The organism is Streptomyces sp. NPDC101178, from assembly GCF_044767965.1.
Lineage (GTDB): Bacteria > Actinomycetota > Actinomycetes > Streptomycetales > Streptomycetaceae > Streptomyces.
Genome location: NZ_JBIWOZ010000002.1, coordinates 789,745 through 804,808, shown reverse-complemented (window position 1 = coordinate 804,808; position 15,064 = coordinate 789,745). Strand labels below are relative to the sequence as shown.

At 73.2% G+C, this 15,064-nt stretch carries 11 protein-coding genes; 5 read left to right on the top strand and 6 right to left on the bottom strand.

All coding sequences use genetic code 11. The features are described 5' to 3' along the window. The first annotated feature begins 106 nt into the window (after positions 1-106). Positions 107-2,674, top strand: coding sequence for a SpoIIE family protein phosphatase (locus ACIRR8_RS07730; RefSeq protein WP_404060745.1), 2,568 nt, complete (start codon positions 107-109; stop codon positions 2,672-2,674). Positions 2,675-2,678: 4 nt separating this feature from the next. Here the strand turns inward: ACIRR8_RS07730 and ACIRR8_RS07725 are convergent, their stop codons facing one another. Together ACIRR8_RS07725 and ACIRR8_RS07720 are read right to left on the bottom strand one after the other, a co-directional pair. Next, positions 2,679-3,395 (bottom strand): PspA/IM30 family protein, encoded by a 717-nt coding sequence (locus tag ACIRR8_RS07725; protein WP_404060269.1) that lies wholly within the window; start codon positions 3,393-3,395, stop codon positions 2,679-2,681. 121 nt (positions 3,396-3,516) lie between these two features. Beyond that, the gene (locus ACIRR8_RS07720; protein ID WP_404060742.1) at positions 3,517-5,667 is read right to left on the bottom strand and encodes a TPM domain-containing protein; all 2,151 of its coding nucleotides are present in this window, start codon (positions 5,665-5,667) and stop codon (positions 3,517-3,519) included. Positions 5,668-5,890: 223 nt separating this feature from the next. On the opposite strand from ACIRR8_RS07720, the gene ACIRR8_RS07715 reads away from it, so the two are divergent. Beyond that, on the top strand, positions 5,891-7,411 hold the full coding sequence (locus ACIRR8_RS07715) for a glycosyltransferase (RefSeq protein ID WP_404060266.1): 1,521 nt from the start codon (positions 5,891-5,893) through the stop codon (positions 7,409-7,411). Then, positions 7,411-8,928, top strand: a complete 1,518-nt coding sequence (locus ACIRR8_RS07710) for a DUF6056 family protein (protein ID WP_404060263.1) — start codon at positions 7,411-7,413, stop codon at positions 8,926-8,928. Before ACIRR8_RS07715 ends, ACIRR8_RS07710 begins: the two co-directional genes overlap by 1 nt. Here ACIRR8_RS07710 and ACIRR8_RS07705 read toward each other — a convergent pair. From ACIRR8_RS07705 to ACIRR8_RS07695, 3 genes are all read right to left on the bottom strand, one after another. Further along, positions 8,912-10,051 (bottom strand): RNA polymerase sigma factor, encoded by a 1,140-nt coding sequence (locus ACIRR8_RS07705; protein WP_404060740.1) that lies wholly within the window; start codon positions 10,049-10,051, stop codon positions 8,912-8,914. The two genes, ACIRR8_RS07710 and ACIRR8_RS07705, sit on opposite strands and share 17 nt — an antisense overlap. Positions 10,052-10,077: 26 nt before the next feature. Beyond that, the gene (locus ACIRR8_RS07700) at positions 10,078-10,485 is read right to left on the bottom strand and encodes a YciI family protein (RefSeq protein WP_404060260.1); all 408 of its coding nucleotides are present in this window, start codon (positions 10,483-10,485) and stop codon (positions 10,078-10,080) included. Positions 10,486-10,835: 350 nt separating this feature from the next. Beyond that, positions 10,836-11,441: a hypothetical protein gene (locus tag ACIRR8_RS07695; protein WP_404060258.1), complete on the bottom strand. Its 606-nt coding sequence runs from the start codon at positions 11,439-11,441 to the stop codon at positions 10,836-10,838. Between the two features lie 167 nt (positions 11,442-11,608). On the opposite strand from ACIRR8_RS07695, the gene ACIRR8_RS07690 reads away from it, so the two are divergent. Beyond that, complete coding sequence (locus tag ACIRR8_RS07690) at positions 11,609-12,772, top strand: helix-turn-helix domain-containing protein (RefSeq protein WP_404060738.1); 1,164 nt, start codon at positions 11,609-11,611, stop codon at positions 12,770-12,772. Positions 12,773-12,998: 226 nt separating this feature from the next. On the opposite strand, the gene ACIRR8_RS07685 is transcribed toward ACIRR8_RS07690, so the two are convergent. Next, a complete protein-coding gene (locus tag ACIRR8_RS07685) occupies positions 12,999-13,982 on the bottom strand; it encodes a glycoside hydrolase family 6 protein (protein ID WP_404060256.1) in 984 nt (327 codons plus the stop codon). A gap of 320 nt (positions 13,983-14,302) precedes the next feature. Here ACIRR8_RS07685 and ACIRR8_RS07680 point away from each other — a divergent pair, with 320 nt between their 5' ends. After that, entirely contained in the window at positions 14,303-14,971 is a 669-nt protein-coding gene (locus ACIRR8_RS07680; RefSeq protein WP_404060253.1) for a GPP34 family phosphoprotein, read from the top strand. Positions 14,972-15,064 lie beyond the last annotated feature (93 nt).

Below are 15,064 nucleotides of genomic sequence, written 5' to 3'. Positions count from 1 at the left end.
TGTCGGTCGGGGCCGTAGTGCTGAATACTGCGGGCAGGACCGGTCCGGTGTGTGAGCTGGAGGGGACGGTCGCGTGAGCGAAATACCTGGGACAACGGGCGACGTCGTGTGGCAGAGCAGTCCGCCCGGCTCGATCTACGACTACATCAGGGTCGCCTCCTTCTCGATCGGGGCCGACGGTCTGATCGAGCAGTGGAGCCGCCGGGCCGCCGGTCTCTTCGGCATGGCCGCCGACGAGGCGATCGGGCGAGACCCGGTCGAGGCCTTCATGCCTGCCGAGCTGCGCGTCGACGGTCACCGGAGAGTCGGCGAGATCCTGGACGGCAAGGAGTGGACGGGGCTCGTCCCGTTCCGGATGCCGGGCGAGGGCGGTGCGCACGGGCTCGCCGAGGTCTATGTGATGCCCAGTGAGACGGCGGACGGTGAGCGGGCCGCGCTCTGCATCGTCGTGGACGTCCGCGCGTTGCGCAGGATCGAGACGGACCTCGCCGCCTCGCAGGCCATATTCGGCCAATCTCCCTTCGGCTTCGTGCTGTTCGGTACGGATTTCACCGTCGTCCGCGCCAACCAGCGCTTCGCGACCGTCTTCGGCGGCGCCGCCGAGGACCACCGGGGCCGCACGGTCGACGACTACCTCCCCGGCCCGGAGGCCGACCGGCTGGCCGCCACGCTCAAACGCGTCCTGCGGACCGGCGAGTCGGTCACCGACCTCCAGCTGGTCGGCCCCACCCCCGGCGGGACCGGCCGCCGCCACTGGTCCATGAACCTCTACCGGGTGCACAGCGGCTCCGGCCGGCCGGTCGGCGTCGCGGGCCTCGCCACCGATGTCACCCGCCGTCACATCGCCGCCCGCGAGGCCGCCAGCGCCCGCCGCAACCTGGCCCTCCTCAACGAGGCCAGCGCCCGCATCGGCAACTCGCTCGACCTGGAGACCACCGCCCGCGAGCTGCTCGACGTGGCCGTCCCCGGCTTCTGCGACCTGGCCGCCGTCGACCTCTACCAGGGCCTGCTCACCGGCGAGGAGGCCGCGCCCGGCTCCTGGGCCCCACCGCACCGCGAGTCCGGCGGCGGCTCGGCCGAGCTGCGCCGGGTCGCCCACGCCAGCGCCGTGGCCGACGCCCTGCCGACCGCCGTGGCCGGCAGCGGCGCGCCGGGCCCCGGCGACCTGCCCCCCGCGCTCGGCTCCGTCCACCGCTTCCCGTTCGGCTCGCCCTGCGCCATCGCGCTGCGCTCGGGCCATGTCGAGGCGGTGCCCGGTGACGACATGGGGTTCGTGCAGTCGACGCTGGCCGTGCCGATGGTCGCGCACGACACCGTCGTCGGCCTCGTCCAGTTCTCCCGTACGAAGGGGAGCGAGCCGTTCGGTGAGCGCGACCGGGCGCTGGCCACCGAGCTGGCCGCCCGCGCCGCCGTCTGCATCGACAACGCGCGCCTCTACCGCCGCGAGCACGAGCGCGCCCTGATCCTCCAGCGCAGCCTGCTGCCCCCGGGCGACCCCGAGGCCGCCGGGCTCGACATCGCCTGCCGCTACCTCCCCGGCAACACCGCCACCGAGGTCGGCGGCGACTGGTTCGACGTCATCGAGCTGCCGGGCCACCGCACCGCGCTGGTCGTCGGCGACGTCATGGGCCGGGGCCTGCGGGCCGCCGTCGCCATGGGCGAACTCCGCACCGCCGTCAGGACCCTGGCCCTCCTGGACCTGGAGCCCGCCGAGGTGCTCTCGGCCCTGGACGAGGTCGCACGCGGCCTCGGCTCCCCGGGCGGCGGCGAGCGCAGCGAGGGGCTCGGCGGCAGCGGAGGCGCCCAGTGGCCCTCCCGTGCCGCGCAGAAGTCGCGGGAGGCGGACCTCTCCGAGGTGTATCTGGCGACCTGTGTGTACGCGGTCTACGACCCGGTCACCCGACGCTGTACGTTCGCCAACGCCGGCCACCTCCCGCCCGCCGTGGTCGAGCCCGGCCGGCCCGCCCGGCTCATCGACGTACCGCCGGGAATGCCGCTCGGTGTCGGCGGCGAGCCGTTCGAGGAGGTGGAGGTGGAGCTGGCCGAGAACGCGCTGCTCACCCTCTACACCGACGGGCTCGTCGAATCCCGCGACCAGCCGCTCGACGAGGGCCTGGCCGCGCTGCGCTCGGTGCTCACCGGTCCGCAGATGCCGTTGGAGGACGCCTGCGACTTCGTCCTCTCCACGCTCGACACCCGCCACGGCGAGGACGACATCGCGCTGCTGATGGCCCGCATCCAGGGCCTGCCGGAGGAGGCCGTCGGGGACTGGCGGCTGCCGCGCGAACCCCGCTCGGTGGGCCGCGCGCGCGAGCTGGCCCGCTCGCAGCTCATGGCCTGGGACCTCGACGACCTGGTCGACACCACCGAACTCCTCGTCAGCGAGCTGGTCACCAACGCCCTGCGCTACGGCGAGGGCGAGATCCGGCTCCGGCTGCTGCGCGACCGGACCCTGGTCTGCGAGGTGTGGGACGCCGGACTCGTCCAGCCGCGCCGCCGCCGGGCCCGCGACACCGACGAGGGCGGGCGCGGGCTCCAGCTGGTCGGCCTGCTCAGCGCCGCCTGGGGCGCACGCCGCACCCCGCGCGGCAAGACCGTCTGGTTCGAACTGGCCCTGCCGACCGGGGCACCGGCCGCCGAACTCTCCGTGGAGCAGCTGCTGAGCATGTACTGAGCGGTTACGACGACCCCGCCTTCAGGGCCGCCAGGCGCGCCTCCACCTCCGCGCCGGCGCCCAGGCTGTCCAGCTGCTCGAACTGCGCGTCCAGCGAGGAGGCGGCCAGCTCCTGCTTGCCCAGCGCCCGGGCCTCCTCGCGCCGCACCTTGTCCTCGAAGCGGCTCAGCTCGCTCGTGGGGTCCAGGACGTCGATGTTCTTCACGGCGTCCATCATCTGGTTCTGCGCCTGCGCGGACTTGGCGCGCGCCACCAGCTCGTCCCGCTTGGCCTTCAGCTCCGAGAGCTTGGCCTTCATCTGGTCGAGCCCGGTCTTGAGCTTGTCGACCACCTCGGTCTGCGAGGCGATCGTCGGCTCGGCCGTCTTCGCCTCCTGCTCGGACTGGAGCTGACGGCCCAGCGCCACCTTGGCCAGATTGTCGAACTTGTCCGCCTCCGCGCCCGACCCGGCCCCGCGCAGCTCGTCGGCCTTGCGGCTGGCCGCCAGCGCCTTCGAGCCCCACTCGGCCGCCGCCTCCACGTCCTCCGTGTGGTCCTGCTCCATCAGCCGCAGGTTGCCGATGGTGGCGGCGACCGCCTGCTCGGCCTCGGCGATGTTGCCGGTGTAGTCGCGGATCAGCTGGTCCAGCATCTTCTGCGGGTCCTCCGCCTGGTCGAGCAGGGCGTTGATGTTGGCCTTGGCGAGCTGGGTGACGCGGCCGAGGATGGTCTGCTTGGTCATGGCACGGCTCCTTGGATGTCGGGATCGCTGGTACGGGTCTGGTTCCGCCGGTCGTCCACCCGCTGCCGGGTCGTCCACCGGCTGCCGAGTCGTTCAGAAACGCTCGTTCAGAAGCGGTCGTTCAGAAGCGCCCGCCTCCGCCCCGCCGCCCCCGCGTGCCGCCTCCGCCGAAGCTGCCGGGCCCGCCACCGAACCCTCCGGACCGCCCGCCGCCGAACCCGCCCCCGTAACCCCCGCCCATACCGCCCCGCCCGCCGCCACCGAACAGTCCGCCGAGGATGATCCCGCCGAGCACCGCCCCGCCCATCCCGCCGCCACCGCCACCCCCGCGCGGCCCGCCGAAGCCTCCCGGACCGCCGGGGCCCTGGAAGCCGCGTACGTCCTGCTCGGCCAGGCTCAGCGCCTGCCGGGCCAGCGCGTCCGACTGCTGGGCCTCGGTCAAGGCGGCCTGCGGGTCGCCGTCGGCCAGCTGCCGGGCCTGTTCGTAGCGGCGCTGGGCCTCCGCGAGCCGCGTGCGGGCCTCGGCGCCGACCGCACCGCGGCTGGTGGTGATGTAGTCGGCGGCCGCGGCGATCGCGGAGCGGGCGGTGAGCAGCGCCTGGTCCAGGAGCGAGCGGGCCCGCCGCCCGCCCTCCTCCCGCTCCCGCGCCCCGGCGAGCGCCTCGTCCAGCGCCGCGTCGGCCTCCTCCACCCGGCGCAGCGCGTCGACCGGGTCGTACGGGCCTGAGGCCGTCGCCTCCCGTACGTCGGTGAGGACGGCCTCCGCGCGGGCGATCCGGCCCCGGAGGTCGGCGGTCGAGGTGGCGGGCGCGGTGCCTTCGAGGAGGCCGCGCGCGTCGGCGAGGTCGGTCTCCGTCTCGGTGAGGGCCGCGGGCAGCTTCCCGGCCGCCTCCGACAGCTCGGCCGCGCGCCGGTCCACCGCGTCGATCAGCGTGCCCGCCTGGCCGACCGCGCCTTCGGCGGCCCGGATGTAGACGGCGGCCCGGGAGTGGTCGGCGGTCCCGACCGCCTGGCGGGCCTGGTCCAGGGCCGAGGTGGCGAAGGCGAGCCGGTCCTTGGCCTGCTCGACGGCGCCCGCGACGGGCGCGGCGGCCCCGTCCCCGTACCGCTCCCGCATCCCGGCGACCGTCGCCTCGGCCCCCGACACGCGCCCGGTGAGCGTGGCGAAGGCGGTCTCCAGCGTGGCCAGGGCCTCCGGGGCGTCGCGTTCCAGGGCGCGCAGCCGGTCGAAGTCCTCCGCCACCGCGTCGAGCCCCTCGTCGGCGGCCGCGCACCGGCTGAGGATCTCCTCCAGCATCCGGCGGCGGGTCGCGTCGTCCTCGGGGAAGGCGTCGTCGAGCTGCTGGCGCAGCCGGAAGGACCGGGTCAGCTCGTCCTTGGCCCGGGCGACCGCCTTGGTGAACGGTTTCGCCGCCTCCTCGCCGAACTGCGCGGTCGCGAAGCCGAGTTCCTCCTCGCTGGTACGGACCGCGTCGTCGGTGTCCACCAGCACCTGCTTCGCCCGCGCGTCCAGCTCCTCCAGCGGCACCGGCGCGTCCGCCGCCTCCGAGGACCGCCCCCAGCCGGTCGCGGCCGGGGTGGTGCGGGTCGTGGAGCGCCGCTTGCGCCGGGAGTACGCGAACACGGCGAGCGCTCCGGCGCCCCCGACGACGACCACCGGCAGGATGAGGTCACCGGCGCCGGACGAGGGGCCGGAGGCACTGGAGCCGGGGTCGGCCGGGCCCGGGGTGATGGCGGGGGCGGTCACCGGGCGTCCGTCCAGGACGGAGACGTAGCCGTCCGCCGCACCGATCGCCGCGCCCGCCCAGTCGTTCTCCCGCAGCGCGGGCTCGATCGCGGTGGACGCCACCGTGCGCAGCTGCTCGTCGGTGAGCTCGGAGTCCGCGTCCACGGAGTAGGCGTACTGCCGGTCGTGGGTGGCGACGGAGAGCAGCACATCGTCCTGGCCGAGCCCGTTGCGGTCGGCGGTCTCGTCGCTCCAGGTCTGGCCGGAGCGCCCGGAGAAGTCGCGTACGTACACCACGAAGAGCTGGATCCGCCGCTCCGCGTAGAGCCGGTCGAGCGCGTCCTCCACGGCGGCGTCCCGGTCCTGGAGCGCGCCGACCCGGTCGGTGATCTGGCCGTCCCGGGACAGCTCCACCGGGTCCTCCGCCCGCGCCTCCACGGTGGCGGGTCCGGCGAGCCAGCACACGGCGACGAGCACGGTGAGGAGCGCGGCGAGCGGGCCGCCGAGCAGGGCCCGGCCGGTTCCGGTGCCCCGGATACGGTCCACGGATGGCGTCACGTTCGTGAGGCTATGTCCGGCTTTCGGCACCCGCGACCGGAGCTTCGGCGGCCCTCCCGCACGGGTCTGCGCTGTTCGGATGAAAGGCCGCGGCGGTCCGCGCGTCCGGGCTCGGAAGCCCCGGGCTCCTCCTACGGCATGGGCAAATGTAGAGAAACCGCAATAAGACAGGCCCCACGTGGGTGACCCGGCCGCAGCCTGGAGATGTCAGATGACCGGCCTTCAGCTCTCCGTCGTCGTGCCGTGCTTCAACGAGGCCGAGGTGCTCGGCACCTTCCACACCGCGCTGCTCACCGTCCTCGAAGGGCTCTCCACGCCCTTCGAGATCTGTTACGTGGACGACGGCAGCGGCGACGCCACCCGCGAACTCCTCGCCGCGCTCGCCGTGCGCGACGAGCGCGTCCACTACACCGCCTTCAGCCGCAACTTCGGCAAGGAGGCCGCCATGCTCGCCGGTCTGCGCAGGTCACGCGGCGCGGCGGTGGTCATCATGGACGCCGACCTCCAGCACCCGCCCGAGCTGATCCCGCGCATGCTGGAACTCCACCGCCACGGCTACGACCAGGTCATCCCGCGCCGCGACCGGACCGGCGAAGGCGTGGTGCGCTCCACGCTGAGCCACACCTACTACGCGCTGGTGCGGCGATGCATGGACGTGGAGCTGATCGACGGCTCCGGCGACTTCCGGCTGCTGTCCCGGCGGGCCGTGGAGAGCGTCCTCTCGCTGCCGGAGAGCAACCGGTTCTCCAAAGGGATCTTCTCCTGGATCGGCTTCGACACGGTCAGCTTCCGCTACCGCAACAGCGAGCGGGTCGCCGGCCGGTCGAAGTGGGGGAGCCGACGCCTGCTCAACTACGGGATCGACGGCCTCCTCTCCTTCAACAACCGGCCCCTCCGCCTCGCCATCTACACCGGCTTCTGGGTCTTCGTCTCGGCCCTGGCGTACGCGCTGTGGACCGTGATCACCGTCGTCCTGCACGGCGCGGACACCCCCGGTTACGCGACCCTCCTCACCGCCGTCGTCGCGCTCAGCGGCATCCAGCTGGTCACGCTCGGAGTCATCGGCGAATACGTGGGCCGGATCTACCACGAGGCCAAACACCGCCCGCCGTACGTGGTGCGCGAGACCGACGCGACCCGCCGGAGCCTGCCGGAGCGCCGCCTGCCGACCGGGCCGCTGGTCATCGGCGAGCCGGACGGGCCCGTCGTGGGCGGCGCCTCGCCACGGACGCGTACGGCCCGCCAGTTCGGCAGCTTCGTCCTCGTCGGTTGTGTGAACACCGCCGTTTACCTCGGCGTCTACGCGTCGCTGAACCGCTGGATCCCGTACCTCGTGGCCCATGTCCTCGGCTACGCGGTCAGCATCGTCTGCTCGTTCCTGCTCAACTCGTACGTCACCTGCCGGACGCGGCCGACCTGGCGTGGGTTCGTCCGCTATCCGGTCTCCAGCCTGGCCAATCTGGTGGCGTCCGGAGCACTGCTCTACGGCGCGGTCACCGCTCTCGGCATGGACAAGAACCTGGCCGCGCTGGCGGCCGGGGTCATCGTCACGCCGTTCTCGTTCCTGCTGGCCCGCTGGGCGATCATGTCGGGCCGCCGCACGGAGACGGCGGAGACGGCGCAGACCGCGCCGGCAAGGAGTCCGGAGAGCCCGGCGGTCCGCCAGGAACCACTGCTGACCGCCCGCCCGATGGCGGGCCGGACGTTCGCACCGAGGACGGGCGGGAAGTGATGACCGGGGAGACCCGCGGTACGACGACACCGGACGCCGACCCGAACCTCCAGCCACCTCCGCCTCCACCGACACCCCCCACCCGGCCGAGAACCGCTCCCTGGCTCACCGCCCTGGCCCTCCCGCCCCTGGCCCTGCTCGCCGCCGCCTCCTGGTTCGGCCGGTGGGTGCGGCCCGGCGCCGACGACTGGTGCTTCCTCCCGGTCGTCCGCGACGACGGCATCTCCGGCCTGGTCGGGAAGTTCTACCTCGACGACAACGGCCGCGTCGCCAACGCGCTCCTGGTCGGCGCCTACGCGAAGTTCCAGGTGGCCGGACACCAGTGGTACCCGGCCGTCAGCGGCCTCCTGATCCTCGCCGTCCTCTGGTCGGTGACGGTGCTCGCGCTGCGCCGGGCCGGCCTCACGGTCCCGCGCGGCCTGCCGCTGCTGGTGGCGGCGATGGTGACCGCGTGCTTCCTGTTCGTCACGCCGAACACGTACAAGACGTTCTACTGGCCCGCCGCCTCCGTCTCCCACACCCTGCCACCGGTCCTGGCCTGCGCGGCGCTGATCCCGCCGCTGCTCGCCCGTACCCGGCGCGGCAGAGGTTTCGCGCTCGCCGTCGCGCTGTTCGCGGGTGCCTTCGTGGCCACGCTCTCCGAGGAGACGGCGGTCGTGATGGTGGTGGTGCTGCTGGCCGCGCTGCTGCTCAGCGGCCGGATCGTTCCCGTACCGTCCCGCTCGTTCGTCCGCCGCTGGTGCGGGGCGGGCCTCGCCGGAACGGTGGCGGGCGCGCTCGTCCTGATCACCTCACCCGGCTCGATGAACCGCCGCGAACGGTTCGGCGCCGAGACCACCTCACTGCTCGCACCCAACTCGCTCGCCGCCTCGCTGCGCGCCTTCGCGGAGATCACCGTCCAGACGGTCACGACGTGGCAGTACGCCGGCGCGGTGGCGGTCGGCGTCCTGCTCGGCCTGCTGTGCCGACGCGAGGACGGCCGCACCCCCTCCCCGCCTCCCCGCCGGCCGCTCCTCGCCTGGACCGGCCTCCTCACGCTCCTGATCTCCGGCTACCTCTGCACGGTGATCGCGTACCCGGTCTTCCAGGAGCGCGTGAGCGACCCGAGCGCCAACCGGCTCTGGAACGACTACCTCCTGCTGTACGTGATCCTCCTCGTCGCCGCCGGAGCGCTGATCGGCCTCGCGGCGCGGCAGCACGTACGCCGTACGGCACCGGTCGGGGCCGTGTGCGCCGCGCTCTGCGTGCTGGTCTGCTTCGGCCCGGCCATCTCGCTGCTCAACCTGGACACCACCATGCGGGCCCGCGCGGACAAGTGGGACGCGCAGGACCGGCGGCTGCGCCAGGGCGCGGCCGACGGCGAGCAGGTGATGCCGTACCGGCGGCTCGTCGTCAGCGGCATGCTGGAGCCGTTCAGCAAGGCGGGCACCAGCTACTGGCCGGGCGGGTGCGTGGCGGACTTCTACGGCCTGGAGCGGGTCACCGACGGAACACGCGGTCCTACGGCAGCGAATTGAGCCGGGCCGCCCGCCGCGTCAGATGGTCGCGCTCGGCAGCGTTCTGCGCCTTGCGGGCGGCCTCCGCGTAGAGCTTCGCCGCCGTCTCCAGGTCCCCATCCCGCTCATGGAGGTACGCGGACACCGCCACGTACCGTGGCAGCGCACCGTCCACCTCCGCCAGCGCGGCGAGCCCGGCGCGCGGCCCGTCCGCCTCACCCACCGCCACCGCGCGGTTCAGCCGCACGACCGGGCTCTCCGTCAGCAGGCACAGCTCGTCGTACCACTCCACGATCTGCACCCAGTCGGTCTCGGCGGCGGTCGGCGCGTCGGCGTGCAGCGCGGCGACGGCGGCCTGGGCCTGGTACTCGCCGAGCCGGTCCCGGGCCAGCGCCGCCTGGAGGATCTCCACGCCTTCGGTGATCGCCGCCGTGTCCCACAGCCCCCGGTCCTGCTCGGCGAGCGGCACCAGGCTGCCGTCGGGCCCGGTGCGGGCGGCCCGGCGGGCGTGGTGGAGCAGCATCAGGGCGAGCAGCCCGGCCACCTCCGGATGGTCGATCGCGGCGGCGAGCTGCCGGGTGAGGCGGATGGCCTCGGCGGCGAGGTCCAGGTCGCCGGAGTAGCCCTCGTTGAAGACCAGGTAGAGGACGCGCAGCACGGTGGCGACATCGCCGGGCCGGTCGAACCGCACGTCGGAGACCGTGCGCTTGGCCCGGCTGATGCGCTGCGCCATCGTCGCCTCCGGCACCAGGTAGGCCTGCGCGATCTGCCGCGTGGTGAGCCCGCCGACGGCCCGCAGCGTGAGCGCGACGGCGGACGACGGCGTGAGCGACGGGTGGGCGCAGAGGAAGTAGAGCTGGAGCGTGTCGTCCGTGCCGGAGGCGGGGCCGGGTGCCGGCTCCTCCTCCACCGCGTCCTCGCGCCGCCGCCGCGCGGACTCGGCCCGCGTCGCGTCCAGGAACCGCCGCCAGGCGACGGTGACCAGCCACGCCTTCGGATCGCGCGGCGGATCGCCGGGCCAGACCCGCACCGCCTCGATCAACGCCTCCTGGACGGCGTCCTCGGCCGCCGCGAAATCGGCTCCGCGGCGGACGAGGACCCCGAGCACGCCCGGGACGATGCTCCGGAGCAGCGACTCATCCATGGGCATGGGCATGGGCATCGGTGAGGTCACTCCGCGATGGTCGGCGGCGCGGTCAGGAACGGCCGCAGCTCCAGCCACTCGTGGATCGGCTTCCCGCCCGCGCCCGGAGCGGCCGACAGCTCACCGGCCAGCTCGACGGCACGTTCGTACGAGTCCACGTCGATGATCATCCAGCCGGCGATCAGGTCCTTGGTCTCGGCGAACGGCCCGTCCGTCACCGGCGGACGCCCCTCCCCGTCGTACCGGACCCAGGCACCCTCCGGCGCGAGCGCCTGCCCGTCGACGAACTCGCCGTTCTTCTCCAGCCGGGCGGCGAAGTCGTTCATGTACTGGATGTGCGCCGTGACCTCCTCCGGTGCCCACCGGTCCATGGGCACGTCGTTGACGGCTTCCGGAGCGCCTCGGTAGTGCTTGAGCAGCAGGTACTTGGCCATGGGGTTCTCCTCGGTGTGGGGCGGCCGGCGGGGTCCGCTTCGTGGTCGCTTTCACTATGGGGACGGAGCCGGGTGCGGGTTCTCGACATCGGTCGCGAATCTTTCTTGGTGTCCCGGGGCGAGCTGACGTCCCATGGCGGACCTCTGCTCGCGGGGCGCGTCGGGATCGACGGTTGATTCATCCTTTCGGACGCTCGATCCCGAGGGGGTGCATAAGTTCCGAGGGGCGGCCGATTCGCCCCACCACAGGTCAACAGGGGCAGGCGACGGAGCCGGGCACGACAGTGGCGCGCCCGGGTTACCGGCCGCGCCGCAGTCGAGCTGTGGTCAGACCTCGGGGGAGCCCCGGGTCAGTGGAGCTTGTTGACGGCGGTCTTCGTCGTAGCGCGGAAGGCGGTCAGCGGGGCGTCCTCGAAGTCACCCATCTGGCCCCAGCGGACGAGGGTGACGGTGCGGCCGTCGCGGCCGACGGAGAACAGGTGGATGTCGGAGATGCCGATCTGCGGCTCGGCGGTGTCCAGGCTGTAGACCCAGGCGCCCTCCTCGACGGCGAGCTTGCCGTGGGAGGCGCTGGTGGCCCGCAGGCCCGGGTTCTGCCGCTCCAGCAGGGGGCCGCAGCCGGCGAGGGCCCCGCGGAGGGTGTCGACCAGCTTCACGGCGTCGGCCTCGGTACGGGCGACGGTGGTGACCTGGACGCCGTTGGTGTCGAGCTCGGTGCTGAACTCGCGGTAGCGGGTGTTCTGCGCCGGGATCTTGTACGGGGCGCAGAGGACGCCGCCGTTCTCCGGGACGCCGGTGAAGACCTGGGTGGCGGTCCACGGCGTCGACGACGGCGGCATCTGGGAGGCGGCGAGGAAGGCGGGCTGGGCAGCGGCCTGCGCCGGCGCTGTGGCGAAGGCCGCGAGGCCCAGTGCGGCAGCGGCTGCGGTGGCGAGCGCGGTGCGGAGCTTGTTCATGGTGGTGGATCCCCCGTCGGGTCGGTCGTTCGGTCAGTGCTCAACCAGCGTGGGGCCGGCGGCCGCCAGCTGCAACGATCACGCGCCCACCAGCCGTCCCGGAACCATTCCATCCCTGCTGACGTGCAAGGACGTGAAGGATGGGACGCAGGGTCGAGGGGGATGGAATGCCGAAGGACGCCGCCGTCGAGCAGTTCGCGGGGCTCGTGCGCGCACTGAAGGCGCGGGACGGGAGGAGCTACGAGGCGCTGGGCCGGCGGCTGAGTGTCAGCGGGTCCACCCTCCACCGCTACTGCTCGGGCGCGACCGTCCCGGAGGAGTTCGCCGTGGTCGACCGCCTCGCCCTTCTGTGCGGGGCGGACGAGGAGGAACGGCGGGCCCTGGAGGCGGCCTGGACCGAGGCGGACCGCGCCCGCCGCCGAGCGGCCTCGCCCACGCCCACGCCGGCCGTGTCGGCCGCGCCGGAATCGAACCCGGAACCGTCCGCGCCGGTCCCGTCCGCCGCAGATCCGTCCGCGCCGGAGGCGCCCCGCGCCCGCCCCCGACGTAGTGCACTGGCCCTCCTCGCCGCCGCCGTCGCCCTCGTCATGATCGCCGTCGCCGCCGCCCTGCTCGGCCACCCCACTCGTACGGATTCCGCCCCCGCTCCCGTTTCCACCGCTCAGGGGCGGACCGCGGCCCCCCTCCCCTTCACCTGGAGCATCGGTTCCCAGCTCTGGGAGGGCGGCTGCGGGCACACCTACCTCGTGGACCGGGCTCCCCGCGCGGTCGCCCCGCCGCCGGTCGCGGCCGACTCCGGGGCGTGGGCCGGGACGCACGGTGCCGTACACGGCGGGGAGGCGCTGGTGCGGATCACGGTCCAGGGCCGGTCGCCGTCCGACGCCGTCGTCCTCCATGGCCTGCACGTACGCCTGGTCGACCGCGCCGCGCCGGTGCCATGGAACGCGTACCGGATGGACAACGGCTGTGGCGGCGCCGTCACCCCGCGCCACTTCGCCGTGGACCTCGACCGGCCGCGCCCGCTCGCGAGGCCGGTCGACGGCCTTGACGCCTCCGGTGCCGAGGTCCGGAAGATCCCGGCCGTCTCCTTCCCGTACAAGGTCACCTCCTCCGACCCCGAGGAGCTGCTGGTCTCCGCGCGGACGGCGGGCTGCGACTGCCGCTGGTACCTGGAGCTGGAGTGGAGCGCCGGGGGCCGTACGGGGACGGTGCGGATCACGGATGGCGGGAAGCCGTTCCGCACGAGCGGGACCAGGGGGAGGCCGGCGTACGTGCACGACTCCGCCGAAGGGCGCTGGATCACAGACCCGGACTCCGGGCAGACCGGGTGACCGATGAGGCCTTTCCAACCCGTTGGCGCCGGTTACGTGTTGGACGGATGTACGGAAGGGCGAAGCTTCTGGTGGACGGATTCCACGGCGGTCCCGGGGATTCGCGTGCGATGGCGGCGTTCGATGCGCCGGTGTGGCGGCCCATCGAACGCGGCCCCGGATCGAGAGCGCGGGGCGGGCTGCTCCGTAGCTACGGCCGCGCCGGGCGGCTCACCCCGCACGGCCCTTAGTACCCGAAGATCATCTTGTACGCGACCTCCGGCAGGAACTGTCCGGCCGCCGACCCGCCGCCGACGCCGCAGTTGCCGTCCGACTCGCCGGGCGTCTTCAGCCACAGCAGCATCTCGGCGCCGCCGCCGGTCTGGCTCGGTGTGCCTATCCGGCGTCCGCCGGGGTTGCACCACTGGCCGTTGGAGCCGTTGCCGTTGCGGCTGGTGTCGACGACGTACGGCTTGGTGTAGCCGTACGACGACGAGAGCGCCGAGCTGATGGCGTTGCCGTACGCGGTGTTCTCGCCGGTGGTGAAGTAGTTCGAGATGTTCAGCGAGAAGCCGTGCGCCTCGCGCACACCGGCGCCGTCCAGGTGCTGGGCCATGGTGGCCGCGCCGATCCAGGCCGGGTTTCCGGCGTCCAGGTACGTCCAGGTGTTCGGCGCGCGGTTGCGGAACTCGGACAGCGCGCCCCGGAGCATCCCGTTGCGCTCGGCGATCTGCGCCTGGCTCAGGCAGCTGAAGTCGCCGAGCGAGTCCGGCTCGATCACCACCAGCGCGGGCCGGGTGCCGATGGCCGAGGCGAAGGCGGAGATCCAGGAGCGGTACGCGGCCGGGGTCCCGGCGCCGCCGCCGGAGTGGCCGCCGCAGGCGTCGCGGCCCGGGATGTTGTACGCGATGAGCACCGGCAGCTTGTTGACGGAGGCGGCGGCGCCCACGTACGAGCCGACGGCCGACCCGATGTCCCCGCTCCAGGCTCCGAACCAGCGGGCCATGGGCCGGTTGGCGATGTTGTCCCGGATGGCGGCGGCGCGGCCGTCACCGGGGTTGGCGGCGGCCCAGGCGGCGGGGCCAGAGTGCGGGTCGGTGTAGAAACCGCTGGTCATGCTGATCGGGCTCGCCTGGACCGAGGCGGTCGTGGCGTTGCTCTGCGTGGCTCCGAGCGGGAGGAGCAGACAGGCGAACGCCGAGGCGGCGAGCGTACGAAGAAGTCGTCTCACGAGTGCGGCCCTTCTCTGGGAGCGCTCCCATTCGACGGCGGCCGGGCTGTGGGGGCGGGAGGCGCGAGGTGGGGTGTGGTGGGGGAGTGCGCGCGATGGACCTCGGGGGCCGGGGTCCGGGAACTGCCGTCGTCAGACGAGACGTTGGCAGCGGGACACCTCGCTGTCAATGAGTCGGACACGGCGGCCGGACGGCGGTGGGTCATGACATCTGTCACCGACACCGGTGACAGCTCGCACGCGCTGCTCCGCCTCGCCGCGGATAACGTGGCCGAAAGGCCCCTGGCCGACGGTGGCCCTGTCCGACGGTGGGAAGAGACATGCCGAGCGAGATGCTGATCGTCGAAGACCTGACCCTGCTGCTGATGGACGACGCCTCCGGCGCCATCCCGACGGCGGGCACGCTCTACTACACGCAAGGTGGCGCGGTCCTGGTCGAGCTGGGGCTCGCCGGTCATGTCCGGGTCGATGAGGGCGACCAGGGGCTGACGGGTATCAGGGTGCACGCCGTCGTCGGCCGGCCGCCGGAGGATCCGCTGCTGCGCGACGCGTACAAGAAGGTCTCCGAGAAGGTACGGGGCGTCCAGACGCTGCTGATCGAGATCGGCACCGGGCTGCGCGAGCCCGTGTTCGACCGGCTCGTGGAGCGGGGCACGCTGCGCCGGGAGACGAAGAAGACACTGGGCCTCTTTCGTACGACATCGACCACCATCGCGGACACCGCGTACAAGAAGGCTCTCCTGGAGCGGGTCCGGGCCGTCCTGATCGACGGTGCGGAGCCCGACGCGCGTACGGCCTCGCTGATCGGCCTGCTCTCCGCGAGCGGATCGCTGCCGAACCTGCACCGCACCGTCCCGTGGTCCGGCAAGGTCTACCACCGGGCCAAGGAGCTGGAGCGGGCCAGCTGGGGCGCGGAGGCGGTCAACTCCGCCGTGCTGCGGACCGTCGCGGCGATCGCGGCCGGGTCGGCGGCCGCCGTGAGCAGCTGAGTGCGGCGCCGGGTCCGGGACGGTGTCAGGGGTGTGCGACCGGAGAGGTAGGCCGCCCCGCCTCAGAGTCTGACGTTTTCCAGCCAAACGGCG